Raw genomic sequence first — 22,312 nt, forward strand, 5'->3', positions numbered from 1 at the left:
GCCATCCCCCATTCTGATCTCGCTTGACGCCATGGGCGGGGATCACGGCCCGCCGGTCGTGGTCGGCGGCATATGCGACTACCGCACGCGGCACGGCGGCGAGGGCGTGCGCTTCCTCCTGAACGGCGACGAGGCCGCGATCCGCGCCGAAATGGCCCGTTGCGGCCTGGGCGACGACGTCTGCGACGTCCGCCACACCGACAAGGTCGTGGCCATGGACGAGAAGCCCGCCACGGCGATGCGCCGCGGCAAGGGCTCCAGCCTGTGGAACGCCATCGAGGCGGTGAAGACCGGGGAGGCCGCCGCAATCGTCTCGGCCGGCAACACCGGCGCCCTTATGGCCATCTCCAAACTGATCCTGCGCATGTCCGCGCCGGGCCTTGAACGTCCCGCCATCGTCGCCAGCTGGCCGACCTTCCGGGGCGTCACAGCCGTGCTGGACGTCGGCGCCAACGTCGAGAGCGACGCAGCCCAGCTGGTCGAGTTCGCCATCATGGGCGAGGCCTTCATGACCGCCGTGCACGGGGTCGCCAGCCCTACCGTCGGCATTCTGAACGTCGGGTCCGAGGACATGAAGGGCCACGAGGAGGTCCGCGAGGCCGCGCGCCTGCTGCGCGAGGGCGGCTTCGGTCTGGCCTATCACGGCTTCGTCGAGGGCGACGACATCGCCAAGGGCACGGTCGATGTGGTCGTCACCGACGGCTTCACCGGCAACATCGCCCTGAAGACCGCCGAGGGCGTGGCCAAATTCATCGGCGCCCTGACCCGCGAGGCCCTGACCTCCAGCCTGATGGCCAAGGCCGGGGCGGCGCTGGCCTATCCGGCGCTGAAGAAGATGAGCGCAAAGATCGATCCCAACGCCATCAACGGCGGCCCGCTGCTGGGCCTGAACGGCATTGTGGTGAAGAGCCACGGCGGCGCGACCGCGGGCGGCTTCGGCGCCGCGATCCGCATCGCTGTCGATCTGGCGCGCAGTGACTATATGACCAAGGTCGGGGCCAGCCTGCAGAAGCTGACCGCCGTACTGGAACAGCCGCCCGCGCAGCCTTCGGATGCGGCCATGGAGACTACCAAGTGAGCGTCATGCGAAGCGCCGTGACCGGCGTCGGTTCGTATCTTCCGGAACAGATCGTCACCAACGCCGATCTGGCCGCCATCGTGGACACCTCGGACGAGTGGATCCAGGAGCGGACCGGCATCAAGCAGCGGCACAAGGCGCGCGATGACGAGCCCACCAGCGATCTGGCGGTCGAGGCCGCCCGTCGCGCCCTGATCGATGCGGGCAAGACGGCGGCGGACGTGGACCTGATCGTGGTGGCGACCACCACCCCGGACATGACCTTCCCGGCCACGGCCTCGATCGTGCAGCGCAAGCTGGGCGCGCCCGTCGGCATCGCCTTCGACGTCCAGGCCGTGTGCTCGGGCTTCGTCTATGCGCTCAGCGTCGCCGACGGCTTCGTGGCCCGGGGCCTGGCCAAATGCGCCCTGGTGATCGGCGCCGAGGAGATGACCCGGCTGCTGGACTGGAACGACCGGTCCACCTGCGTGCTGTTCGGCGACGGCGCCGGGGCCGTGGTGGTAGAGCCGCGTGAGGGGCAGGGGACCAAGGCCGATCAGGGCCTGCTGGGCTTTGCCCTGCGCTGCGACGGCTCCAAGACCGACCTGCTGTATGTGGACGGCGGCCCGGCCACGACCGGCTCGGTCGGGCATCTGCGCATGGCGGGCAATCAGGTGTTCCGCCACGCGGTCATCAATATCGCGGAGGCCATCACCGCCGCCTGCGAAGCCTCAGGCATCGAAGTGCCCGAGGTCGACTGGTTCGTGCCGCACCAGGCCAACCAGCGCATCATCCGCGGCGTCGGCGACCGGCTGGGCCTGGACGAGGAGAAGGTCATCTCGACCGTCGCCACCCACGCCAACACCTCGGCCGCCTCCATCCCCCTCGCGCTGGACGCCGCCATCAAGGACGGGCGCATCAAGCGCGGCGATCTGGTGGTCATGGAGGCCATGGGCGGGGGGCTGACCTGGGGCGCCTGCGCGATTCGTCTGTAAAGCGCATTTCGCCTTTTCATTTCAGGGCGCTTGCCCTTTTATGCGACCCACTGACGATTGAGGGGAGTGACCGGTGACGCAGACCCTGACGCGGGCCGATCTTTGCGAGGCTGTCCACGAGGAAGTGGGCCTTTCGCGGCAGGAATGCTCCCAGATGGTCGAGCGCACCCTCGAACTGATCGTCGAGTCGCTGGAGCGCGGCGAGACCGTCAAGCTGTCGGGCTTCGGCGTCTTCCAGGTTCGCGAGAAGCGCGCCCGCATGGGCCGCAATCCCAAGACCGGCGAACCGGCGGCGATCAACCCGCGCCGGGTGATCAGCTTCCGCGCCTCGCAGATCATGAAGGGCCGGGTGCACGACGCTGTCGTGACCGCCTGATCTGACGCATGGCCAAGAGCCCTCAAGCGTTCCGGACGATCTCGGAGGCCGCCGACGAGGTCGGCGCGCCCCAGCACGTCCTGCGCTTCTGGGAGACCAAATTCACCTTCGTCGCGCCGTTGAAGCGCGCGGGCGGCCGCCGGTTCTACCGGCCGCAGGACATCGTGCTGCTGAAGGCCGTCAAGCGGCTGCTGCATGACGAGGGCCTGACCATCAAGGGGGTGCAGCGCCTGTTCCGTGAACAGGGCCTCAAGCGCATCGCCGCCTGGGGCGACCCCGAAGGCCTGGTGGCGTTCGAGCCCGAGGGCGCGACGCCGGAGCCCGCGCCCGCGCCGGCGCCCGCGGCCGTATCGTCGGTCCGGCTGCGTCAGGTTCTGGCGGAACTGGAAGGCGCGCGCGCTCGTCTGGAAGCCGCCCTGTCGCGATCCGCCTGAAGACCTCTTTTTTGGGTTTGCGCGCGGCGCGACCCCGTCTATAGGGAGCGCCTCTCGGAGCGTGGCGCAGCCTGGTAGCGCACTTGACTGGGGGTCAAGGGGTCGCAGGTTCGAATCCTGTCGCTCCGACCATTTTCGAAAGAAAATCGGTTGGTTGAAGGGGTCGTCTTCGGACGGCCCCTTCGCAATTCCGGCCTGCGTCAGTCCTTGCCGCTCTCGGCCCATTTGAACAGCGGATACAGCGGCACGCCCCAGCCGATGCCGCCGACGGCGAAGAACAGCAGGTCCAGCAGCATGTTGGGGCCGAACAGGCCGCGCAGGGCGATGACGCCCCAGATCCACACGACCAGGAAGACCAGCACGGCGATCATGGCGATGAAGCGCCGGGTGCGGCCGCCCATCAGCGCTTGCTGCGGAACAGGAAGAAGGCGGCCAGGGCGACGGCCGAGGCGATCATCGACCACAGGACCCAGCCCCACTGGTCCATGGTCGAGACGGCGAAGACGCGGACGGCCAGGAAGGCGCCCGCGATCGCGCCGACGCCCGAGACCAGCCCGGTCGCGAACAGGCCGCGGCGGCCAGTGAGCAGATCGGCCAGCCAGGCCAGCACGAAGGCGCCGAGAACGGCGGTGACGATGTCGGCGTACTGCAAACGGCCTCTCCAGCATGCGGCGACAGGGCGCCGAAAAGCGACTCGATCTCGCCCTCATGCGCGGGCATACCGCACAGGTCCGGGCGCGGCGAGTAGCGCGCGAGCGGCAGTGTAACGGGCGGAACGGCAGGCGTCGAATGAAGCGTTTGGGCGGTGGCGATCAAAGCCGGTCGGTGGCGATCTGGCTGTGGGCGGTGGCGGCGTTGGTCTTCGTCATGGTCGTGGTGGGCGGCGTGACCCGCCTGACCGGCTCGGGCCTGTCGATCACCGAGTGGAAGCCGATCATGGGCGCCCTGCCGCCGATGAACCACGCCCAGTGGATGGACGCCTTCGAGAAGTACAAGGCCATCCCGCAATACCAGCAGATCAACGCCGGGATGAGCCTGGCCGAGTTCCAGGGCATCTTCTTCTGGGAGTGGCTCCACCGCCTGCTGGGGCGGCTGATCGGGGTGGCCTTCGCCGTGCCGTTCGCGGTCCTGCTGCTGATGCGCAAGGTGCAGCGCCGGCTGATCTCGCGCTGCGTAGTCCTGCTGGGGCTGGGCGGGCTGCAGGGGCTGATCGGCTGGTGGATGGTGACCAGCGGCCTGAGCGAGCGGGTCGACGTGGCCCCCGAGCGCCTGGCGACCCACCTGGGCCTCGCCCTCATCATCTTCATGGGCCTGATCTGGACCGGGCTGGAGGCCTGGAACGGCGAGGAGCGTTCGCGCTCGCCGGGAGGCTGGAGCCGCGGCGCGGCCGTTCTGCTCGGCGCGGTCTTCATCCAGTGCCTGCTGGGCGGGCTGGTGGCCGGGGCCAAGGCGGGGTTCGTCTACACCGACTGGCCGCTGATGAACGGCGCGGTCTTCCCGCCGGTCGAGTGGGGCAAGGGGGCGCTGGCCTTCCTGCACGACCAGGCGCTGGTCCAGTTCAATCACCGCATCTGGGCCTACGGCCTGCTGATCGGCGGCACGGTCTATGCGGTGCAGGCGTGGCGCTGGCGGCTGGCCGAGGGGCTGGGCGCGAGCGGCTTTGTCGTCGCCGCCGCCCTGTGGCTGCAGGCCCTGCTGGGCGTCGTCACCCTGATGCACGCCGTGCCCCTGTGGCTGGGCGCCCTGCATCAGGCGGGGGCGGCGCTGGTGCTGGCGACGGCGACCGTGAACCTGTGGCTGGTCCGCCGGTCGCAGCCGCGGCTGTTCGTGTCGGGTCCGAGGTCGCGCGGGCTGTTCTGACTACGCCCGCACAGTATCCCAGGGCCCCGTGATCGCCAGGGTCACGCCCGGGTACTGGATGTTGACGAACAGCACCTCGCCGTCCGGAGAGAAGACGCAGCCGCAGAGCTCTGAGTTGCCCTGGAAGACGTTGCGGCCCAGCGTGTAGAGCTTGCCGTCCGGGGTCACGCCCTTCAGGTGGTTGCGGATCGCCGCGGAATAGTTGTCCTCGCACACGATCAGGTGGCCCCAGGGCGCGACCGTCAGGTTGTCGGCCATGTTCATGGCCCTTTCGTCCAGGCTCTCGACGAACAGCTGGATGCGGCCGGGGCGGGCGCGTTCGCCGTCCTGTCCCTCGTCGGGCGAGGGGACGTAGCGCAGGATCTGGCCGCGCTCGATCGGGCCGCCCGAGGTGGCGGTCAGATACAGTTCATTGTCGCCCCAGTGGATGCCTTCACCGCGCGCCACCAGCGCCGCGCCGTCGGCGTGGCCGCGCTTGCGCAAGTCGCCGTTGGGGCTTTCGACGTCGTCCAGATCGATCCAGTCGACCTCTTTCCAGTCGCCGACGCTCCAGAAGCGCGCGCCGTTGTGGTTGGCGGTGTCCGCGCCCGGGGAGCCGCGCACGACCATGGCCTGCAGCCGCCCGCCGTCGACCAGCTTGCCCGGGGTGGTGGGGATGAAGCGGTAGAAGAGGCCGTCGCCCTGGTCCTCGGTCTGGTAGAGGATGCCGGTGCGGGGATCGACGCAGACCGCCTCGTGGTCGAAGCGGCCCATGGCCTTCAGCGGCACGGCCTGGACCAGGCCGTCGGCGTCGGCGGGGACCTCGAAGATATAGCCGTGCGCCTTCATCACGTCGGCGGTGGCGGGCGTCTCCTCGGTCTCCTCGCAGGTCAGCCAGCTGCCCCAGGGGGTCATGCCGCCGCAGCAGTTGGTCGAGGTGCCGGCCAGGCTCATGAACTGGCGCACGGTCTCGCCGGTCTTGAGGTCGTAGACGACGGTGGTCGTGCCGCCGGGCAGGACCTGGCCGTTCTTGTAGGTGTCATAGGCCTTGGAGGCGTCGACCCGGCCCAGACGCTCCTGCCGGTAGCCGCCGGGGCCCCAGTTGCGGTGCGCCCGCGACGAGCCCTTGAGCTCGTGGTTTCGGACCAGCGCCACCTGCGTGCCGGACAGGGCGAAACAGCCCATGCCGTCGAACTGGCCGGGGACCAGCAGGCCGTCGTCCATGGTCTCGCCGCCTTGGGAGACGACGGTGTAGGAGAAGCCCTCGGGCAGGTCGAACAGGCCGTTCGGATCGGGCCGCAGCGGACCATAGCCCTCGACCTCGTTGACATAGGTCTCGGCGGTCGCCGCCTGGGCCGAGGCCTGACGGGCCAGGCCGGTGAAGGCGAGGGCGGCGGCGCCCGTGGTCAGGACGCCGCGACGGTCGATAGGCATGGGGCCGGCACTCCGGTGACAGGAACTGCCGCGCTTATGCCGGGCGTCGGTCAGGGTTCTGTGACAGCGAGCGCGGCGGATCGTCCCGGCGGTCATCCGGGCCGACAAACGGCGGCAAAGGTCGCGCATTGATGCGGTATTTTAATACCGTTTAAGTTTTCTCATTATTTTACAATGAGATGATGCGATGTGGGTGCACAAACCGGCATTGACCCCGCGCCGGGCTTCCTCTATCAGCGCGCCTTCCGTTCACCGGTCCCGCCGGAGAACACCCGTTTCGCCCGTCTCCCAAGGACTCCTCGTTATGCTGAAGAGCACTACGGCTTCGCTGAAGCCGGCCGAGGTCACGAAGAAATGGATCCACATCGACGCTGAAGGCGTCGTGGTGGGCCGTCTCGCGACCTTCATCGCCAACCGTCTGCGCGGCAAGCACCGCGGTGACTACACCCCGCACGTCGATTGCGGCGACTATGTCATCGTGACCAACGTCGACAAGGTCGTCTTCACCGGCAAGAAGAACACCGACAAGATCTACTACCGCCACACCGGTCACCCGGGCGGCGTCAAGTCGACGACCCCGGAGAAGGTTCTGGGCGGCCGCTTCCCCGAGCGCGTGCTCGAGAAGGCCGTCGAGCGCATGCTGCCGAAGGAAAGCCCGCTGGCCCGCAAGCAGATGACGCACCTGCGTCTGTTCGCCGGCGCCGCGCACAGCCACGAAGCCCAGTCGCCCGAGACGATCGACTTCGCGTCGGCCTCTCCCAAGAACACCCGGAGCGTCTGAGCATGACCGACGTCACCAACGACACCGCCACCGGCTTCGACGCCCTGAAGGGCCTCGGCACTCCGGGCGTGGGCGAAGAGCACCCCGTCTACGTCCAGAAGCTGGACGCCCAGGGCCGCGCCTATTCGACCGGCAAGCGCAAGAACGCGATCGCCCGCGTCTGGGTGAAGCCGGGCACCGGCAAGTTCACCATCAACGGCAAGGACCAGGAGCAGTACTTCGCTCGTCCGGTTCTGCGCATGATGATCGCCCAGCCGCTGGTCGTCACCGAGCGTGAAACCCAGTTCGACGTGGTCTGCACCGTCGAAGGTTCGGGCCTGTCGGGCCAGGCCGGCGCCATCCGCCACGGCCTGTCGCACGCCCTGACGCACTACGAGCCGGAACTGCGCAAGGTCCTGAAGCCGCACGGCTTCCTGACCCGCGACAGCCGCGTCGTCGAGCGCAAGAAGTACGGCCGCGCCAAGGCTCGCCGTTCGTTCCAGTTCTCGAAGCGCTAAGCCGTTTCATTACGGGTTGGATGGGGGCGCTTCGGGAAACCGGAGCGCCCTTTTTCTTTGGGACTCGCTGGAGAGCGCCATGTACGCCTTCCCCTCTGCAGACAGACTGGCTTTTCTAATCGAAGGGCCCGCGCGGCTGATTCAGATCGCCGTCAACGCGACCTCGTTGCGCTTCGTTTTCGACAACGGGTGTTATGTCGATGCCGGTTTGAACGTCGGCTATGTCAGGCCCGATGGCTCAAGCGTTGCGTACGACAAGGAATGGTTCGTCGAGAAGCCGATCGAATTCCATGCGCTGATCGACCAGAAAGCTGTTTCGATGGAGGCAAGCGACCTCGAAATGCGGATCGGGTTCGGGAACGGCGCGGCGCTGCTTATCTACACTGACATCGGCCCCTATGAGGCGGTCGCCGTGATCAAGCGCGGCGGCCCGGAGTTCTATCTGTGACCCACACCATCTTCATCGACGGCGAGGCGGGCACCACGGGGCTCGAGATCCGCGAGCGGTTGGAAACGCGCCCGGATCTGGACTTGATCCTGCTGGGCGACCGCCGCCGGGACGTCGAGGCGCGGCGCGAGGCGCTGAACGGCGCCGACGCGGTGATCCTGTGCCTGCCCGACGACGCGGCCATCGAGGCGGTGTCGATGATCGAGAACCCTGCGGTGCGGGTGATCGACGCTTCGACCGCCTACCGGGTCGATCCCGACTGGACCTATGGCTTCGCCGAGATGGCGCCGGGCCAGCGCGAGGCCATCGCCGCCTCGACGCGGGTGTCGAACCCGGGCTGCTATCCGACCGGCCTGATCGGCCTGGTGCGTCCGCTGGTGTCGGCGGGGATCGTGCCGGCGGGCTGGCCGGTGACGGTCAATGCGGTCAGCGGCTACTCCGGCGGCGGCAAGGCCATGATCGCCGAGTTCGAGGGCGGCGGGGCCGAGGCCTATCGCGCCTATGGCCTGACGCTGAAGCACAAGCATGTACCGGAGATGACCAGGCATACCGGGCTGGAGCGCAAGGTGCTGTTCGCGCCCGCCGTCGGGTCGTACCGGCAGGGGATGCTGGTCGAGGTTCCGCTGCACCTGTCGGCCCTGCCGGGCTCGCCCTCCGTCGAGGTGGTGCACGGCGCCCTGGTCGAGGCCTATGCCGGTCAACGCTTCGTCGAAGTCGCCTCGCTGGAAGAGACCGAGGCCATGACCGGGATCGACCCGGAGGGGCTGAACGGCACCAACCGCATGCGGCTGCATGTGTTCGGCGACCGGGGGGGAGAGCAGGCGCGACTGGTGGCTCTGCTGGACAACCTCGGCAAGGGCGCGTCCGGCGCGGCGGTGCAGAACCTGAACCTGATGCTGGGACTGGATGAAGCCGCCGGGCTGACCTGACGTGGGGGAGGGGTTGCATCTGCGTCGGGCCTCCCGACGTATCAATGTCATGACCCAGACCCGCAGAGCCCTGTTCCTGACCGCCGGCGCGGCGGCGCTGAGCGCGTGCGCACCGGAAGTCGCCGATGCCTCGGAGGCGCAGTACGCCAACTCGCCCTTCCGGCGGATCACCGACGCCCAGTGGCGGGCGCGGCTGCCGGCGCTCAGCTATCAGGTGCTGCGCCATGAGGGCACCGAGCGGCCGGGGACCAGTCCGCTGAACGCGGAGCACCGGCGCGGGACCTTCGTCTGCCGCGGCTGCGAACTGCCGCTGTTCCGCTCGGAGTGGAAGTTCGACAGCGGCACCGGCTGGCCCAGCTTCACCCGGGTGATGGCCGCCAATGTCGGGATCAAGCGGGACTATGCGCTGGGCATCCCGCGCACCGAGTACCACTGCGCCCGCTGCCTGGGGCATCAGGGCCATGTGTTCGACGACGGCCCGGCGCCGACGGGCAAGCGCTACTGCAACAACGGCGTGTCGCTGATCTTCCAGCCCGCCTAGAGCGAAATCGGTTGAGCTGGACGCAGTCCGGCTCGGCTCAGATTTCGCTCCAGTTTGATGCTGGACCATTTTTTGGATTCAGGTCGAAGCGACCTGAAGCAAAAATGGTCTAGTTCTGCGGGGCGGCGTCCACCGCCTCGACCACCTGGCGGATGAAGGCGCGGCGGGCGGCGCTGTGGGCCCGGCCCGTGGCCTCCGGCCAGGCGGACAGCAGGACGATGACCAGCCGGCGCTCGGGATCGACGCGGATCGTCTGGCCGAAGATGCCGTAGGCGGCGAAGATCCCGTCGTCCTGGGTCCACCACTGGAAGCCGTAGCCCTCGCCGGGATCGCCGGTCTCGGCCTGTTTGGTCACGGCCTGGGCGAACCAGTCGTCGGGAACGATGTGCTCGCCGCCCAGTTCGCCGCCGTCCAGCGCCATCAGGCCGATGCGGCCCCAGTCGCGCAGGGTGGCCGAGACGCAGCAGCCGCCCATCTCGCGCCCGCCCTGGTCCAGCGCCCAGAAGGCGTCCGCCTGCATGCCCGCGCGCGACCAGAGGCGCTCGGACAGAAGCTGGGCCAACGGACGACGCTCGGCGGCGGCGACCAGGGTTCCGATCAGATTGGTCTCGCCGGTGGAGTAGTTCCAGTGCGCGCCCGGAGGATGGGCGCGGGGCAGGCGGGCCATGTAGGTGACGACCGGATCGCGCCCGTCGAAGGCCGGTTCCTGCAGGAAGCGGGCGACGTCGGAGTTCGGATCCGAATAATCCTCGTCCCAGGCCACGCCCGAGGTCATGGTCAGCAGCTGGCGCACGGTCACGCCGTCATAGCCGCCGCCCGCCAGGCCCGGCAGGTAGCGGGTGACGGGATCCTCCAGCGAGCCGATGGCGCCGCTCTTCAGCGCCGTCCCGACCAGGGTCGAGGTCAGGCTCTTGGTCATGGAGAAGGAAACCCAGTGGTTCTGCGGTCCGATGCCGAGGCCGTAGCGCTCCAGCCGAATGCGGCCGTCCTGGATGACCAGCACCCCGGCGACCTTTTCGGCCTGCATGTAGGCGGTCGGGTCCAGCGCGATCGGCGTTCCCGCGGGCAGGGCGCGCACGGGCGTGTCGCCGCGCCGGACGGGCGCGTGCGGCATGATGGTGTCCATGGTGCGGAAGGCCCGCTCGCGGTCCGCGGGCGCCCAGAACAGCACTCCGGCGGGGTTGGTCTCCGGCGTCGGCTGCTGGGCCGAGGCGGGCGGGGCGCCGGCGAGCAGGACGGCGGCGGCGAGGCAGGCTGCGAGACGGTTCATGCGCCAGCTTAGCAGGGCGGCCGCCGCTGCGTCAGCCCGCGCGCCGCGCCTTGATCGCCGACTCCGCCGTCACGCCGAAGATCACCGCGGCGATGATGACCGCCAGTCCGTAATCCGGACCGGGGAAGAGCACGGGCAGCACGGCGATCGCCGTGACGATGGCCGGGAACAGGGCGGCCCAGACGGCCGTGCCGGGGCTGTCCGGATGGATCATCGGCGGGCGCGGCGGCTGACCCGTCATCTTCGCCAGTCGCGGACTCAGCAGAATGAAGCCGCCCGCGCAGATCACCGCCATCAGGAGGTTGCGCAACTGGATCGGCTGGGGCTCGGTCAGGCTGGTGGTGAGCAGGACGAGCAGCAGGCTCAGGCCGGTGGAGACGGCCAGCAGCAGATTGGGTTCGAAACGCTTCAAGACTTCACTTTCACATAGGCCCCGGGGGCCGGCTCGACCGGCGTCAGCGGGCCCGTCTTCGGATCGCGGGCGGGGACCTGGCCGCCGGACCGCTCACGCAGCCACGCCGCCCAGTGGTTCCACCAGCTTCCGGGATGTTCCTCGGCCTGCGCCTGCCATTCGGCCAGGGTCGCGGGCAGGGCGGGGTTGATCCAGTGCTGGTACTTGTTGGCCGAGGGCGGATTGACCACCCCGGCGATATGGCCCGACCCCGCCAGTGTCAGGGTCACGTCGGCGTTGGGGAAGGCCCGGGCCGAGCGGTAGACCGAGTTCATCGGTGCGATGTGGTCGTCGCGGCTGGCCTGGAAATAGAGCGGGATGGTCACCTTCGACAGGTCGATGGCCTGGCCGCCGATGCTGAAGTCGCCCTGGGTCAGGGCGTTCCTGCCGTACATGGAGCGCAGATAGTCCATGTGCAGGGCCTTGGGCATGCGCGTCTGGTCGGCGTTCCAGAACAGCAGGTCAAAGGCGGCCGGCGCCTTGCCCATCAGGTAGTTGCTGACGAAGAACGACCAGATCAGGTCGTTGGCGCGCAGGGCGTTGAAGGTCTCGGCCATGGCCGCGCCGGGCAGGACCCCGCCGGCGGCGTCCATCTGCTGCTCGATCTCGTTCAGCCAGTGGTCGTCGGTGAACAGCAGCAGGTCGCCCGCTTCGGCGAAGTCGTGCTGGGCGGCGAAGAAGGTGTTGGCCGAGACGCGCGCATCCTTGTTGGCCGCCATATGGGCCAGCGCCGCGCCCATCAGGGTCCCGCCGATGCAGTAGCCGACCGTGTTGACCGACTTGGCGCCCGACTGCTCCAGCACCTTCTCGATCGCACGATAGACGCCCTTCTGCAGATAGTCGTCGAAGCCGTAGCCGGCCTTGTCCCGGTCAGGATTGACCCAGGAGCAGACGAAAACAGTGAACCCCTGGGCCGACAGCCAGCGGATCATCGAGTTCTCGGGCTGCAGGTCCAGGATGTAGAATTTGTTGATCCAGGGCGGGAAGATCAGCAGCGGGATCTCATGCTGGGTCTCGGTCGCCGGGTCGTACTGCAGCAGTTCGAACAGGTCGTCGCGCCAGACCACCTGGCCGGGGGCGGTGGCGACGTTCACCCCGACCTCGAACTTGCCGTAGTCGGCCTGGCTGATCTTCAGCTTGCCCTGGCCGCGCTCCAGGTCGGCGGCGAAATTCTGCATCCCCTTGACCAGCGACTCGCCGTTGCTCTCGGCCAGGGCCTTCAGGGCGGCGGGGTTGGAGGCCAGGAAGTTGGACGGCGAGAAGGCGTCGGTCAGAAGCTTGGTGAAAAACTCGGCCCGGCGCTTGGTGCGCGGATCGACGTCCTCGACCGAAGACACCAGCCCGTTCATCCAGTCGGCGGTGACCAGATAGGACTGGCGCATGACGTCGAACATAGGGTTCTCGGACCAGGCCGGGTCCTTGAAACGCTTGTCCTTCGACGGCTCAGCGGCGGGCTCCTCGCCCGCGGCCCGACGGGCCGAAGAGGCCCACAGGTCCATGTAGCGGTTGAACAGGTCGGCCTGGGCGCTGAACAGCCGGTCGGGGCGCGAGACCAGGCTGGACATCACCGAGGTCATGGCCGGGCCAACGTTGAACGGATCGGGCGACAGGGCGGCGGGCCGGTCCGCCTGGCTGAGCGCGGCCTCGGCGATGGCCGTCTGGGCCGTCATGGCGGCCTTGGCCAGGTTCAGCGACAGGGTCTCCAGCATCTCGCGCTGCTCGGCGCCGAACGGAGCGGCGGCGGGTCCCGGCTCGGGTTCGGGCGCGGCGGCCTCGGGGCGAGGTTGGGATTGCGGCGCGGCTTCCGGCTCCGGCGCGGCGGCCGCGGCCGCGGCCTTGGCGGCGCGGGGGCGGGGCGGCTTGGCCGAGGTCGGGCGGCCGGCGCGGCGCGGCGCCTTCGCGGCCCCGGCGACGGGGGGCTCGGGCGGCGGGACGGTCGGGCGTCTGGCCATGCGGCGGTTCCTGCTGCGCGTCATTATTGGACGTAAAGGACTCGCGCCGCCCTTCCGCCTGTCACGATCATGGCGTAGACCGCCAGTGAAATGAACGCGCCGATCCGGAAAATTGCTGCGCTGTGCGTCGTCCTGACGGGGGCGGGCCTGCTTTCGGCCTGCGCCGGGGCCTTCTCGCCCCACACCGACACGGCTTCGCCCGTCGCCCCGCAGGTGCAGGCGCTGGTGGAAGCCAACCGCCGCTATCCCGCCTGGGAGGACTTCCCCAAGGCCACGCCCGCGCCCGAACCGGCCCAGATCGCCGCCCAGGTGAACACCCTGCGGGTCAGCGCCGGGGCGCTGGCGGGCGAGGCCTCGCGAATCGACTGGCAGACCGACGGCGACGCCGCGGCCTTCACCGAAGCCGTGCGGGCCCGCATCGCCGCCACCCCGATCGCGCCCGCTTCGGCCGAAACCCAGGCCGAGATCGACGCCCGCCTGCGCGCCGCCCGCGAACGCGGACGCGCCCCGCCGCCGGTCGACCGCCGCTAATCCCTTTCAGAATCGCCCGGGCGACAGAATCCGGGGATCATCGCCTCACGGAGAACGCTCATGGCCGACACGGCCCCCTACGCTTCGACCCTCGCCGCCGACGCCGCGCGCGTGACCGAGCTGGCCGCCATCGCCTCCTACGCCCAGATCGGGCGCGGCGACGAAAAGGCCGCCGACCAGCTGGCCGTCGACGCCATGCGCACGGCGCTGAACGCCCTGGATATCGACGGCAAGATCGTCATCGGCGAAGGCGAGCGCGACGAGGCCCCGATGCTCTACATCGGCGAGAAGGTCGGCACCGGCAAAGGCCCGGTCATCGACATCGCCCTGGACCCGCTGGAAGGCACCACCCTGACGGCCAAGGCCATGGCCAACGCCCTGTGCGTGCTGTCGATGTCGCCCGGCGGCGGCATGCTGCACGCGCCCGACACCTATATGGACAAGATCGCCGTCGGCCCGGGCTATCCCGCCGGCACGGTCGATCTGGACAACAGCCCGCAGGACAACGTCCGCAACCTCGCCAAGGCCAAGGGCGTCCCGGCCTCGGAAATCACCGTCTGCGTCATGGACCGTCCGCGTCACGCCGAGCTGATCGCCGCCCTGCGCGAGGTCGGCGCCAAGGTGGTGCTGATCACCGACGGCGACGTGGCCGGCGTGATCCACACCGCCGAGCCTGAAACCGGCATCGACATGTACCTGGGCTCGGGCGGCGCGCCGGAAGGCGTGCTGGCGGCCTCGGCCCTGAAATGCGTCGGCGGCTTCTTCCAGGGCCGCCTGATCTTCCGCAACGACGACGAGCGCGAGCGCGCCCGCCGCACCGGCGTGACCGACTTCGACCGCAAATACGACCTGCACGAGCTGGTCTCCAAGGACGCCATCTTCGCCGCCACCGGCGTGACCAAGGGCGCGATGCTGGACGGCGTCCATTTCCGTGACGGCTTCGTCACCACCCATACGCTGGTGATGGATTCCTCGACCCGCACCGTGCAGCGCATCCGCACCACGCGCCCGGTCGCCTGATGGCGGACGGCGGGAGCGCTCCGGCCTTTCTGGGCGTCTCCCGCTCGCTCTCCGGCCGCGTCTGGCGGCAAAGGCCCGCCGAGCCCGGCGTCATCCGCGCCCATATGCAGGCCCTGGGGCTGGACGAGCCGCTGGCCCGGGCGCTGGCGGCGCGGGGCGTGCGCGCCGACCAGGGGCAGGACTTCCTGACGCCGACGCTCAAGGCCCTGTTCCCGGACCCCTCCAGCTTCACCGACATGGATGCGGCCGCCACGGCCATCGTCGACGCCCTGCAGGCCGGGGCGTCGGTGCACGTCTTCGCCGACTACGACGTGGACGGCGCCTCCAGCGCGGCCCTGCTGGTGCGCTGGTTCCGGGCCATGGGCGCCGACCTGCCCATCTATGTCCCCGACCGCATCACCGAGGGCTATGGCCCCAGCGCCAAGGCCTTCGACACCCTGAAGGCCTCGGGCGCCGATCTGGTCGTCACCGTCGACTGCGGCGCGGCGGCCAATGAGGCGGTGGCCCATGCGGCCGCCATCGGCCTGAAGGTCGTGGTCATCGACCACCACATGATGCGCGAGCAGCCGCCGCAGTGCCTGGCCGTCGTCAATCCGAACCGGCCCGGCTGCAACTCGGGGCAGGGCAACCTGGCCGCCGCCGGGGTGGTCTTCGTCCTGCTGGCCGCCCTGAACCGCGAGGCGCGGGGCAGGGGGCTGTTCACTCCAGAATCTGGGGGCCGGGAGCAGCCCGACATCCGTCAGTGGCTGGACCTGGCGGCGATGGGCGCCATCTGCGACGTGACCGGCCTGACCGGCTTCAACCGGGCCCTGACCAGCCTCGGCCTCAAGGTCATGTCCGACTGGGGCAATCCGGGGCTGAAGGCCCTGCTGGCCGCCGCCGGGGCCGAGCCGGGGCCGGCCAAGGTCAATCACGCGGGCTTCATCCTGGGCCCGCGCATCAATGCGGGCGGACGGATCGGCAAGGCCGATCTCGGGGCAAGGCTGCTGTCCACCGACGATCCCGAAGAGGCCATGGCGCTGGCGCAGGAGCTGGACGCCCTGAACATCGCCCGCCGCGAGGTCGAGAAACAGGTCACCGACCAGGCCATGCGCCGGGTCGAGGCGACGGGCGCCCACGACGACGGCTCGGCCGTGGTGGTCATCGAGGGCGACGACTGGCACCCGGGCGTCGTCGGCATCGTGGCCGGACGGCTGCGCGAGCGCTGGCGCAAGCCCGTGGTGGTCATCGGCGTCGACGCCGTGAACGGGCTGGGCAAGGGCTCGGGCCGGTCACAGCCGGGCATGAACCTGGGCAAGGCCGTGCAGGCCGCATGGGAGGCGGGGATCCTGCTCGCCGGCGGCGGTCACGCCATGGCGGCGGGCCTGACGGTCAAGGCGGATCGCATCGGCGAGCTGCGCGACTTCCTCAACGGCCGGATGGCCGGCGAACAGGCGGCGGCCGAGGCGCTGGACGGGGTCGAGATCGACGCCCTGATCGAGCCCGTGGCGGCCACCCGCGCCCTGTTCGAGCAGTTCGACGCCCTGGCCCCCTTCGGCCCGGCCAATCCCGAACCCCTGTTCGCTATGGAGCATGTCTCGGTGCGCGAACCGGTGGCCATGAACGGCGGTCATGTGCGCTGCCGACTGGTCGGCGCCGACGGGGCCTCGGTGAAGGCCATCGCCTGGCGCTGCGCCGACCTGCCGACCGGCAAGGCCCTGCTGGCGGGGCAGGGGGGGCTGAGCGTCACGGGCCGTCTGAAGGCGGACGACTGGAACGGGCGTCGCGGCGTTCAATTCGAGATCGAGGACGTCGCCGATCCCCGCATGAGCCAGCTATAACCGCGATCTCAATTTTTCTGCGAAAAGGCGTTGCAGCCTGCGGAGTCGGCGGCTATATCGCCGCTTCCCCGCGCAGCGGTCCCTTCGTCTATCGGTTAGGACGTCAGGTTTTCAACCTGAAAAGAGGGGTTCGATTCCCCTAGGGACTGCCACGCGGGGCATTCCTCCTCCCCCTGAAATCGTCAGTCCCGCGCGAGCCTTTCCGGCGCGCGCCGCCACGCCGTTGAGCGTCGCCGTGATGGACGCCGGGCGCTGATCCGTGCGGGCGCACGGATCGATTTTCTTCTCATCGACATCGTCCGGTCCGGAACCCCGGCCGGGCCGCCGTGGGTGAGATTCTGCCGGAAGAGCCGTCCGCCTGACCGCGGGCCAGGACGCCGGCGTGGCCTCGCAGGCCAGTGGGCTAGGGCCCTTGCCCTTGATCTCAAAGCCCTATCGCCCCGGCGACCCGCCACGCCGTGTGAAACATCCGTGCTCCGGGCGATCCGGCAACGGTTGAACGAATTCGACTGCACAACCAACGAAAATGGGTGTTTTTCGCTTTTCAGGTGTTCAAAGAACCGTGTTAAATAAGACGTGCCCGTACAGATCCCGGGCAGGGGGAAAGTTGTGTCTGACTACGAGGGTGGGGAAACGGTGACCGCGGTGCGGATCGCCGGACGGGTCAAGTGGTTCGACCCCGGCAAGGGCTACGGGTTCATCGTACCTGACGACCCGGGCATGACCGACCTGAAGGACGTGCTGCTGCACATCTCCAGCCTGCGCGACAGCGGACACGAGACCGCGGCCGAGGGCGCGCCCATTTCCTGCGACTGCGTACGCCGCCCCAAGGGCTGGCAGGTGATCGAGATCGTCGACCTGGGCGAGGGCGATCCCGCCCTGGCCGTCCAGCAGCCGCGCCGTCCGACGGGCTATGAAGGCCTGCGCCAGTCCAGCGAGGCGGCGCCGCCCGTCCCCGGCGGTCCGCTCGAGCCGGCGGTGGTGAAATGGTTCAACCGCACCAAGGGCTACGGATTCGTGGTGCGCGACGGCCAACCCGGAGATATCTTCATCCATGTCGAAACGCTTCGGCGCTGCGGGCTGGACGATCTCCTGCCCGGAGAGTCGGTTTCGGTGCGGTTCGCCGATGGCCCCAAGGGGCTGGTGGTCGCTGAAATCAGGATGGGCGGATAGGACATCCGCTCCCTTTGCAAAGGGCGGATGCGAATGATTCATCGTCGTGGAATTCCGGCGCTCGTCGCCGGTGCGGTGCTGCTGGCCGGCTGCGCTCTCGGGACGCCCAAGGGGCCGGACGGCCAGCCGATGGAGCCGCTGACCATCACCACCTCGAGCGGCGCGCACAAATTCATGGTCGAGATCGCCGACGATGAAGCCGAGCGCCAGCGCGGCCTGATGGAGCGTCCGCCGCTCGCCGACGATCGCGGCATGCTGTTCCAGTTCCCCGACGTCGCCGAGCGCGGCTTCTGGATGCACAACACGCCCAGCCCGCTGGACATCATCTACATCGACCCGCACGGCCGTATCGTCTCGATCGTCAAGAACGCGGCGCCCAACAACGACCGGGTCCTGCCGTCGAACGGACCGGCCATGGGGGTGCTGGAACTGCGCGCGGGCCGGTCGGACGAGATCGGCGCCAAGCCGGGCGACAAGGTCGCGCATCCCTTCTTCGCCGAATAAGGTCGTCAGGCGCGTTGCGGCGGGACGACGAGTGTGTCAAATCCCGCCGCCGGAGTGTAGCGCAGCCTGGTAGCGCATCTGGTTTGGGACCAGAGGGTCGGAGGTTCGAATCCTCTCACTCCGACCATCACTAAAATCCAGAAGCGGATGGCCGGCCCCGCGACATCCTTTGCGATGCTGGCGCTTGACTCCAAACTGTCCCGATACTCTCATTGGTGGAATTGTTTGGAAGGCGACGCGGATGCGCTTCTTGGACAGCCCTCATCTGAGAGTGATAGGCGTCGTCCTGTTTCTGGCGGGAACGGTCGCTTACCTCGGCCTTCGCAGCCTGTTCCTCGATCACTGGATCGCTGTCGTCATGTTCGGCGCGACGGGGTGGATGACCGGAGCCGTATATGCCGCGCTCTGCATGGCTCTGACAGGCGGAGCGCTGTTTGTCTCAACCTTCCTGAGGCGACGCCGCCCTGTCTCATAGTGCGCTGGAGGCCTAGGCGGCCCTAGAAGACGCCCACCGCGGCGTCGGCCCAGATCAGCAGCACGACGCCCAGGATGACGACGGCTGAGATCAGCCGGCCGGTCAGGCTGCGGAATTTCCACGCCGCCAGTTCGAACAGGGCGCCCGCGCCGATCAGCAGGACGCCGGCGAAGGTGAAGTCCTCGGGCCCCCAGGCGACCTCGTGCGTGAACTGCATCGCCACGGCGGGCAGCAGCAGCAGGGCCGCGATCCCGCCCCACATCGCCACGCGCCAAAGCGGAAACCGCTGTCCGCCGTCGGTCTTGGTCATGCCCGTCATCTCGGCCTCGCCGTGAAAGTGATGACCCTTCATGCGCCGGTCGCCGCGCGGAGGCATGTGGAGATTTCAAGGATTTTTCACGCAAGGCCGGCGGCGGGCGGCTGCGAAGGGCGCGGTTTGGCGCTTGAGCGACGGCGAATGCGTTGTATTACGGCGGCAACCGTTCGAGAGACCGCCATGGCCATCGCCCGCATCTACCGCCCCGCCAAGACCGCCATGCAATCCGGCAAGGCCAAGTCGAGAGACTGGCGGCTGGAGTTCGAACCGGCCTCGGCGCGGACCATCGACCCGCTGATGGGCTGGACCTCATCGTCGGACATGAACGGCCAGGTCCGCCTGACCTTCGATTCCAAGGAAGAGGCCGTCGCCTACGCCGAACGCCACGGCATCGCCTTCCGCCTGCACGAGCCGCAGGAGCCGCCGGTGATCCTCAAGGCCTACGCCGACAATTTCGCCACCTACCGCAAGCAGTCCTGGACGCACTAGTCGCCTCTGGCGACTAGTGCTTTTAAGCGGCTTACCGCCCTTCGGGCTACTTGAGGCCGTTTCTCGCCTGTCGCTGGTGTCGCCATCATGCGATTTTGGCATGCAGCCCGCGTTCCGCCCCATCGGGCGCCCATAGCTCAACCGGATAGAGCACCCGCCTTCTAAGCGGACGGTTGCAGGTTCGAGTCCTGCTGGGCGCGCCACCTACATCAGTACAGCAGCTTTTCCTGTTCCGCGCGCGCGGCGGCCTGTCGGGCGTCCGCGGCGGCCTGGGCCTGATCCATGGCCGCGACGGCCTGGACCTGACGCGCTTCGAGAGCGGCCCTGTCGGCCGGATCGCCGCCCCGGGTCTGGTAGATGACGACGAACAGCAAGGTCATGACCGCCAGCGCGCCAAGGCAGGACCAGGCCGTCAGGGTCCAGCTTCTGCGGAAGATATAGGGATCGCGGGCCATCGAACGCTCCGGCCGAGGCGCGCGGCCGGGAGCCGCCCGGTCCGTCGGGACCACGGAAACGGATGCCGGGGGAAAAGGGTCCATCGCTCCCGGAGAAGACGTGGCGCGCGAAGCCCTAGAGCGCCGCCCGCCAGGCCGCGAGACCGGCCTCCAGGTCGGCGATCAGGTCCGCCGGAGCCTCCAGCCCGACATGCAGGCGCAGCAGTTGGCCCGCCGGCGCCGGCGGCGAGGCGCGCATCGACAGCTGGCCGGTCTCATGGGTGATCAGGCTTTCGAACCCGCCCCAGGAGTATCCGAGGCCGAACAGGTTCAGCGCCGCCATCAGGGCGTGGGCGGCGGCTTCGGTCCCGCCCTGCATCACGACCCCGAACAGGGAGGCGGCGCCGGTGTAGTCGCGTTTCCACAGGGCGTGGGCGGGCGAACCGGGCAGGGCGGGCCACAGCACCTCGGCGACCTCGGGCCGGGCCAGCAGCCAGTCGGCCACGACGCCTGCCGAACGGGCCTGTTCGGCATAGCGCAGGGGCAGGGTGCGCAGGCCCCTCAACGCCAGCCAGGCGTCGTCCGAGGTGACCCGCCAGCCGTTGTCCTCAAGGGTTTCGAAGATGGGCTTGCCGACGGCGTCGTCCGCCACGGCGATGGACCCCATCAGCAGGTCAGAGTGCCCCCCCGCATACTTGGTCAGGGCCTGGACGCTGACGTCGACGCCGTGCGCCAGCGGCTTGAAGGCCAGACCCGCGCCCCAGGTGTTGTCCATGACGGTCAGGACGCCTCGCGCCCGACAGGCGGCGGCGAGCGCCGGGACGTCGGCCATGTCGAAGGTCAGGGAGCCCGGCGATTCGATCAGCAGCACGCGGGTGCGGTCGGTCAGGGTGGACAGGATCCGGTCCGTGGAGGCGTCGGCGGCGTGGAAGGCGGTATCGATCCCGCGCGGCTTCAGGTGGCGGTGCAGGAAGCGGCGGCTGGGGCCGTACAGGGCGTCCGTGGTCAGGACCTGATCGCCGGGCCTCAGCAGGGCGGTCAGGGGCACGGTGACGGCGGCCAGCCCCGAGGGAACCAGCCAGACGTCCGACGCGCCCTCCAACTGGGCCAGGGCGGCGCGCAGTTCGCGGCCGGCGGTCAGGTCCTCGATGCCGTAGGTCGGCCCCAGCGAACCGTCCCGCATGGCCGCGGGCGAATCGTTGAGCAGGGTCGAGGCCCGCTCGATCGGCGGCGACACCGGTCGGCGTCCGGACGCGGGTCCCGGCGTGCGGCGCGTGGCCCCGGCGATCAGGCGCGTACGGTCGGAACGGTCGGTCATCGGCGGCTCGCGGGGTTGCGGTTCAGGCCTCAAAGGCCTCTAAACGCACCGGGGCGCAAGTCTGACAGGCACTGACGAGGCGCGGAATGCGGACAGGCAGGACAGGGGTTCGAAAGCAGGCGCTGGCGGGCGCGCTGGCGCTGCTGCTGACGCTGGCGGTCGCCGCCTGCGGCCAGGGCGCGCCCAGGGACGAGACGCCGGAAGACGCGGCCGCCCATCCGCCGACCGCCGCCCCGGCCTTCAACAGCCCGACCCTGCAGGCGATCAAGCGGCGCGGCCGGCTGAACTGCGGCGTGCACGAGGGGCTGGTCGGTTTCGCCTACACCGACAATCGCGGCCAGTGGCGCGGCTTCGACGCCGACTTCTGCCGCGCCCTGGCGGCGGCGGTGCTGGGCGATGCGAACGCGGTGCGCTTCGTGCCCCTGACCACCAGCCAGCGCTTCGAGGCCCTGCGCAGCGGCCGGGTCGACGTGCTGTGGCGCACCACCTCCTGGACCCTGTCGCGCGAGGCGCAGGAGGGAGTCCGGTTCGCCGGCATCAACTATTACGACGGCCAGGGCTTCCTGGTGCGGCGCTCGCTGACCCTGGCCAGCGCGACCGAGCTGAACGGCGCCCGGGTCTGCGTGCAGCGGGCCTCGACCAGCGAGCTGAACGTCGCCGACTGGTTCCGCGCCCGAGGCATCGAATACCGGCCCGTCGTCACCGCCAACGAGGAAGAGGCGCGCGAGGCCTATGCGCGCGAGGACTGTGACGCCTTCAGCGCCGACATCTCGGCCCTGGCCGCCGCCCGTACCCTGCTGCCCAATCCCGAACAGCACGCCATCCTGCCCGACGTCATCTCCAAGGAGCCGTTGGGCCCTGCGGTGAAGCGCGGCGACGAGGCCTGGACCTCGGTGGTCCGCTGGACCCTGAACGGGCTGATCCTGGCCGAGGAACTGGGCGTGACCCGACAGAACGCGGCCGCCATGGCCGACGACTCCCGCGATCCGCGCATCCGCCGCCTGCTGGGCGCCGAGGGCGACTTCGGCCCCATGCTGGGGCTGTCGAAGTCGTGGATGAAGGATGCGCTCGTCGCCGAAGGCAACTATGGAGAAATCTTCGCCCGCAATGTGGGCGCGGATTCTTCGCTCGACCTCGCCCGCGGGCTCAATGCACAATGGAACCAGCGGCCCGCCGGCTTGATCTACGGTCTGCCGATCCGATAACGACGCGGCTCTAAAGCCGGGGG

26 protein-coding genes and 4 tRNA genes are annotated in these 22,312 nt (G+C 69.1%); 21 read left to right on the top strand and 9 right to left on the bottom strand.

The features are described 5' to 3' along the window. Window positions 1-31: 31 nt before the first annotated feature. The 5 genes from plsX to AC3WRV_RS09360 all read left to right on the top strand — a co-directional run bounded on the left by plsX (window position 32) and on the right by AC3WRV_RS09360 (window position 2,994). The gene (gene plsX / locus AC3WRV_RS09340) at window positions 32-1,078 is read left to right on the top strand and encodes a phosphate acyltransferase PlsX (RefSeq protein WP_492313597.1); all 1,047 of its coding nucleotides are present in this window, start codon (window positions 32-34) and stop codon (window positions 1,076-1,078) included. Beyond that, a complete protein-coding gene (locus AC3WRV_RS09345; RefSeq protein ID WP_291837743.1) occupies window positions 1,075-2,052 on the top strand; it encodes a beta-ketoacyl-ACP synthase III in 978 nt (325 codons plus the stop codon). The genes plsX and AC3WRV_RS09345 overlap by 4 nt, the downstream gene beginning before the upstream one ends. Before the next feature lie 73 nt (window positions 2,053-2,125). Next, window positions 2,126-2,428 (top strand): integration host factor subunit alpha, encoded by a 303-nt coding sequence (locus AC3WRV_RS09350; protein WP_291837746.1) that lies wholly within the window; start codon window positions 2,126-2,128, stop codon window positions 2,426-2,428. Between the two features lie 8 nt (window positions 2,429-2,436). After that, window positions 2,437-2,862 (top strand): MerR family transcriptional regulator, encoded by a 426-nt coding sequence (locus AC3WRV_RS09355; RefSeq protein WP_291837748.1) that lies wholly within the window; start codon window positions 2,437-2,439, stop codon window positions 2,860-2,862. Between the two features lie 55 nt (window positions 2,863-2,917). Further along, window positions 2,918-2,994, top strand: a tRNA-Pro gene (locus AC3WRV_RS09360). 68 nt (window positions 2,995-3,062) lie between these two features. Here AC3WRV_RS09360 and AC3WRV_RS09365 read toward each other — a convergent pair. Then, window positions 3,063-3,263, bottom strand: coding sequence for a DUF2842 domain-containing protein (locus AC3WRV_RS09365; protein WP_291837750.1), 201 nt, complete (start codon window positions 3,261-3,263; stop codon window positions 3,063-3,065). Further along, window positions 3,263-3,514 (bottom strand): transglycosylase, encoded by a 252-nt coding sequence (locus AC3WRV_RS09370; RefSeq protein ID WP_291837753.1) that lies wholly within the window; start codon window positions 3,512-3,514, stop codon window positions 3,263-3,265. The genes AC3WRV_RS09365 and AC3WRV_RS09370 overlap by 1 nt, the downstream gene beginning before the upstream one ends. A 137-nt stretch (window positions 3,515-3,651) precedes the next feature. On the opposite strand from AC3WRV_RS09370, the gene AC3WRV_RS09375 reads away from it, so the two are divergent. Next, window positions 3,652-4,722 carry a COX15/CtaA family protein gene (locus AC3WRV_RS09375; RefSeq protein ID WP_492313031.1) on the top strand — a complete coding sequence of 357 codons (1,071 nt, stop codon included), beginning with the start codon at window positions 3,652-3,654 and terminating at the stop codon, window positions 4,720-4,722. On the opposite strand, the gene AC3WRV_RS09380 is transcribed toward AC3WRV_RS09375, so the two are convergent. Beyond that, window positions 4,723-6,135 carry an alkaline phosphatase PhoX gene (locus AC3WRV_RS09380; protein WP_492313032.1) on the bottom strand — a complete coding sequence of 471 codons (1,413 nt, stop codon included), beginning with the start codon at window positions 6,133-6,135 and terminating at the stop codon, window positions 4,723-4,725. It lies immediately after the preceding gene. 304 nt (window positions 6,136-6,439) lie between these two features. On the opposite strand from AC3WRV_RS09380, the gene rplM reads away from it, so the two are divergent. From rplM to msrB, 5 genes are all read left to right on the top strand, one after another. Beyond that, window positions 6,440-6,916 (top strand): 50S ribosomal protein L13, encoded by a 477-nt coding sequence (rplM, locus tag AC3WRV_RS09385; protein ID WP_291840623.1) that lies wholly within the window; start codon window positions 6,440-6,442, stop codon window positions 6,914-6,916. 2 nt (window positions 6,917-6,918) lie between these two features. Continuing rightward, window positions 6,919-7,413, top strand: coding sequence for a 30S ribosomal protein S9 (rpsI, locus tag AC3WRV_RS09390; protein WP_291840627.1), 495 nt, complete (start codon window positions 6,919-6,921; stop codon window positions 7,411-7,413). A gap of 79 nt (window positions 7,414-7,492) precedes the next feature. Beyond that, a complete protein-coding gene (locus AC3WRV_RS09395; RefSeq protein WP_492313033.1) occupies window positions 7,493-7,861 on the top strand; it encodes a hypothetical protein in 369 nt (122 codons plus the stop codon). After that, window positions 7,858-8,790: an N-acetyl-gamma-glutamyl-phosphate reductase gene (gene argC, locus AC3WRV_RS09400; protein ID WP_291840633.1), complete on the top strand. Its 933-nt coding sequence runs from the start codon at window positions 7,858-7,860 to the stop codon at window positions 8,788-8,790. Before AC3WRV_RS09395 ends, argC begins: the two co-directional genes overlap by 4 nt. Window positions 8,791-8,839: 49 nt before the next feature. Continuing rightward, window positions 8,840-9,331, top strand: a complete 492-nt coding sequence (gene msrB / locus AC3WRV_RS09405) for a peptide-methionine (R)-S-oxide reductase MsrB (protein WP_492313034.1) — start codon at window positions 8,840-8,842, stop codon at window positions 9,329-9,331. 109 nt (window positions 9,332-9,440) lie between these two features. On the opposite strand, the gene AC3WRV_RS09410 is transcribed toward msrB, so the two are convergent. From AC3WRV_RS09410 to phaC, 3 genes are read right to left on the bottom strand one after another with little or no spacing between them, the layout of a single operon-like run. Continuing rightward, window positions 9,441-10,601, bottom strand: a complete 1,161-nt coding sequence (locus AC3WRV_RS09410) for a serine hydrolase domain-containing protein (RefSeq protein ID WP_492313035.1) — start codon at window positions 10,599-10,601, stop codon at window positions 9,441-9,443. 31 nt (window positions 10,602-10,632) lie between these two features. Beyond that, complete coding sequence (locus AC3WRV_RS09415) at window positions 10,633-11,013, bottom strand: hypothetical protein (protein ID WP_291841128.1); 381 nt, start codon at window positions 11,011-11,013, stop codon at window positions 10,633-10,635. After that, window positions 11,010-13,004 carry a class I poly(R)-hydroxyalkanoic acid synthase gene (gene phaC, locus AC3WRV_RS09420; protein WP_492313036.1) on the bottom strand — a complete coding sequence of 665 codons (1,995 nt, stop codon included), beginning with the start codon at window positions 13,002-13,004 and terminating at the stop codon, window positions 11,010-11,012. Before phaC ends, AC3WRV_RS09415 begins: the two co-directional genes overlap by 4 nt. A gap of 90 nt (window positions 13,005-13,094) precedes the next feature. Between phaC and AC3WRV_RS09425 the strand changes: the two genes are divergently transcribed. The 7 genes from AC3WRV_RS09425 to AC3WRV_RS09455 all read left to right on the top strand — a co-directional run bounded on the left by AC3WRV_RS09425 (window position 13,095) and on the right by AC3WRV_RS09455 (window position 18,179). Further along, a complete protein-coding gene (locus AC3WRV_RS09425) occupies window positions 13,095-13,535 on the top strand; it encodes a hypothetical protein (RefSeq protein WP_492313037.1) in 441 nt (146 codons plus the stop codon). A 60-nt stretch (window positions 13,536-13,595) separates the two neighbouring features. After that, the gene (gene glpX / locus AC3WRV_RS09430) at window positions 13,596-14,555 is read left to right on the top strand and encodes a class II fructose-bisphosphatase (RefSeq protein WP_492313038.1); all 960 of its coding nucleotides are present in this window, start codon (window positions 13,596-13,598) and stop codon (window positions 14,553-14,555) included. Next, window positions 14,555-16,375, top strand: a complete 1,821-nt coding sequence (gene recJ / locus AC3WRV_RS09435) for a single-stranded-DNA-specific exonuclease RecJ (protein WP_492313039.1) — start codon at window positions 14,555-14,557, stop codon at window positions 16,373-16,375. Before glpX ends, recJ begins: the two co-directional genes overlap by 1 nt. A gap of 77 nt (window positions 16,376-16,452) precedes the next feature. After that, window positions 16,453-16,527, top strand: a tRNA-Glu gene (locus AC3WRV_RS09440). Between the two features lie 457 nt (window positions 16,528-16,984). Beyond that, window positions 16,985-17,548, top strand: a complete 564-nt coding sequence (locus tag AC3WRV_RS09445) for a cold-shock protein (RefSeq protein WP_492313040.1) — start codon at window positions 16,985-16,987, stop codon at window positions 17,546-17,548. A gap of 33 nt (window positions 17,549-17,581) precedes the next feature. Continuing rightward, on the top strand, window positions 17,582-18,052 hold the full coding sequence (locus AC3WRV_RS09450; protein WP_291832448.1) for a DUF192 domain-containing protein: 471 nt from the start codon (window positions 17,582-17,584) through the stop codon (window positions 18,050-18,052). 50 nt (window positions 18,053-18,102) lie between these two features. Then, window positions 18,103-18,179: transfer RNA gene (locus AC3WRV_RS09455), tRNA-Pro, on the top strand. 370 nt (window positions 18,180-18,549) lie between these two features. On the opposite strand, the gene AC3WRV_RS09460 is transcribed toward AC3WRV_RS09455, so the two are convergent. Beyond that, on the bottom strand, window positions 18,550-18,879 hold the full coding sequence (locus AC3WRV_RS09460) for a hypothetical protein (RefSeq protein ID WP_492313041.1): 330 nt from the start codon (window positions 18,877-18,879) through the stop codon (window positions 18,550-18,552). A gap of 144 nt (window positions 18,880-19,023) precedes the next feature. Between AC3WRV_RS09460 and AC3WRV_RS09465 the strand changes: the two genes are divergently transcribed. Next, entirely contained in the window at window positions 19,024-19,332 is a 309-nt protein-coding gene (locus AC3WRV_RS09465) for an ETC complex I subunit (RefSeq protein WP_291832445.1), read from the top strand. Window positions 19,333-19,458: 126 nt separating this feature from the next. Then, window positions 19,459-19,535 (top strand) — tRNA-Arg (locus AC3WRV_RS09470). A 6-nt stretch (window positions 19,536-19,541) separates the two neighbouring features. Here AC3WRV_RS09470 and AC3WRV_RS09475 read toward each other — a convergent pair. Next, window positions 19,542-19,787: a hypothetical protein gene (locus tag AC3WRV_RS09475; RefSeq protein WP_492313042.1), complete on the bottom strand. Its 246-nt coding sequence runs from the start codon at window positions 19,785-19,787 to the stop codon at window positions 19,542-19,544. Between the two features lie 115 nt (window positions 19,788-19,902). Next, window positions 19,903-21,084 (bottom strand): cystathionine beta-lyase, encoded by a 1,182-nt coding sequence (gene metC / locus AC3WRV_RS09480; protein WP_492313043.1) that lies wholly within the window; start codon window positions 21,082-21,084, stop codon window positions 19,903-19,905. A gap of 86 nt (window positions 21,085-21,170) precedes the next feature. Between metC and AC3WRV_RS09485 the strand changes: the two genes are divergently transcribed. Next, window positions 21,171-22,289: an amino acid ABC transporter substrate-binding protein gene (locus AC3WRV_RS09485; RefSeq protein WP_492313044.1), complete on the top strand. Its 1,119-nt coding sequence runs from the start codon at window positions 21,171-21,173 to the stop codon at window positions 22,287-22,289. Window positions 22,290-22,312 lie beyond the last annotated feature (23 nt).

Source organism: Brevundimonas sp. EU05-FHT14B11, from assembly GCF_058790835.1.

Excerpts from the sequence above, each read along its gene's own strand:
- plsX (WP_492313597.1), top strand. The coding sequence starts at position 32 with ATGGGCGGGGATCACGGCCCGCCGGTCGTGGTCGGCGGCATATGCGAC.
- AC3WRV_RS09355 (WP_291837748.1), top strand. The coding sequence starts at position 2,437 with ATGGCCAAGAGCCCTCAAGCGTTCCGGACGATCTCGGAGGCCGCCGAC.
- AC3WRV_RS09365 (WP_291837750.1), bottom strand. The coding sequence starts at position 3,263 with ATGGGCGGCCGCACCCGGCGCTTCATCGCCATGATCGCCGTGCTGGTC.
- AC3WRV_RS09375 (WP_492313031.1), top strand. The coding sequence starts at position 3,652 with ATGAAGCGTTTGGGCGGTGGCGATCAAAGCCGGTCGGTGGCGATCTGG.
- AC3WRV_RS09380 (WP_492313032.1), bottom strand. The coding sequence starts at position 6,135 with ATGCCTATCGACCGTCGCGGCGTCCTGACCACGGGCGCCGCCGCCCTC.
- rplM (WP_291840623.1), top strand. The coding sequence starts at position 6,440 with ATGCTGAAGAGCACTACGGCTTCGCTGAAGCCGGCCGAGGTCACGAAG.
- rpsI (WP_291840627.1), top strand. The coding sequence starts at position 6,919 with ATGACCGACGTCACCAACGACACCGCCACCGGCTTCGACGCCCTGAAG.
- AC3WRV_RS09395 (WP_492313033.1), top strand. The coding sequence starts at position 7,493 with ATGTACGCCTTCCCCTCTGCAGACAGACTGGCTTTTCTAATCGAAGGG.
- msrB (WP_492313034.1), top strand. The coding sequence starts at position 8,840 with ATGACCCAGACCCGCAGAGCCCTGTTCCTGACCGCCGGCGCGGCGGCG.
- AC3WRV_RS09410 (WP_492313035.1), bottom strand. The coding sequence starts at position 10,601 with ATGAACCGTCTCGCAGCCTGCCTCGCCGCCGCCGTCCTGCTCGCCGGC.
- phaC (WP_492313036.1), bottom strand. The coding sequence starts at position 13,004 with ATGGCCAGACGCCCGACCGTCCCGCCGCCCGAGCCCCCCGTCGCCGGG.
- AC3WRV_RS09425 (WP_492313037.1), top strand. The coding sequence starts at position 13,095 with ATGAACGCGCCGATCCGGAAAATTGCTGCGCTGTGCGTCGTCCTGACG.
- glpX (WP_492313038.1), top strand. The coding sequence starts at position 13,596 with ATGGCCGACACGGCCCCCTACGCTTCGACCCTCGCCGCCGACGCCGCG.
- recJ (WP_492313039.1), top strand. The coding sequence starts at position 14,555 with ATGGCGGACGGCGGGAGCGCTCCGGCCTTTCTGGGCGTCTCCCGCTCG.
- AC3WRV_RS09450 (WP_291832448.1), top strand. The coding sequence starts at position 17,582 with ATGATTCATCGTCGTGGAATTCCGGCGCTCGTCGCCGGTGCGGTGCTG.
- AC3WRV_RS09460 (WP_492313041.1), bottom strand. The coding sequence starts at position 18,879 with ATGAAGGGTCATCACTTTCACGGCGAGGCCGAGATGACGGGCATGACC.
- AC3WRV_RS09465 (WP_291832445.1), top strand. The coding sequence starts at position 19,024 with ATGGCCATCGCCCGCATCTACCGCCCCGCCAAGACCGCCATGCAATCC.
- AC3WRV_RS09475 (WP_492313042.1), bottom strand. The coding sequence starts at position 19,787 with ATGGCCCGCGATCCCTATATCTTCCGCAGAAGCTGGACCCTGACGGCC.
- metC (WP_492313043.1), bottom strand. The coding sequence starts at position 21,084 with ATGACCGACCGTTCCGACCGTACGCGCCTGATCGCCGGGGCCACGCGC.
- AC3WRV_RS09485 (WP_492313044.1), top strand. The coding sequence starts at position 21,171 with ATGCGGACAGGCAGGACAGGGGTTCGAAAGCAGGCGCTGGCGGGCGCG.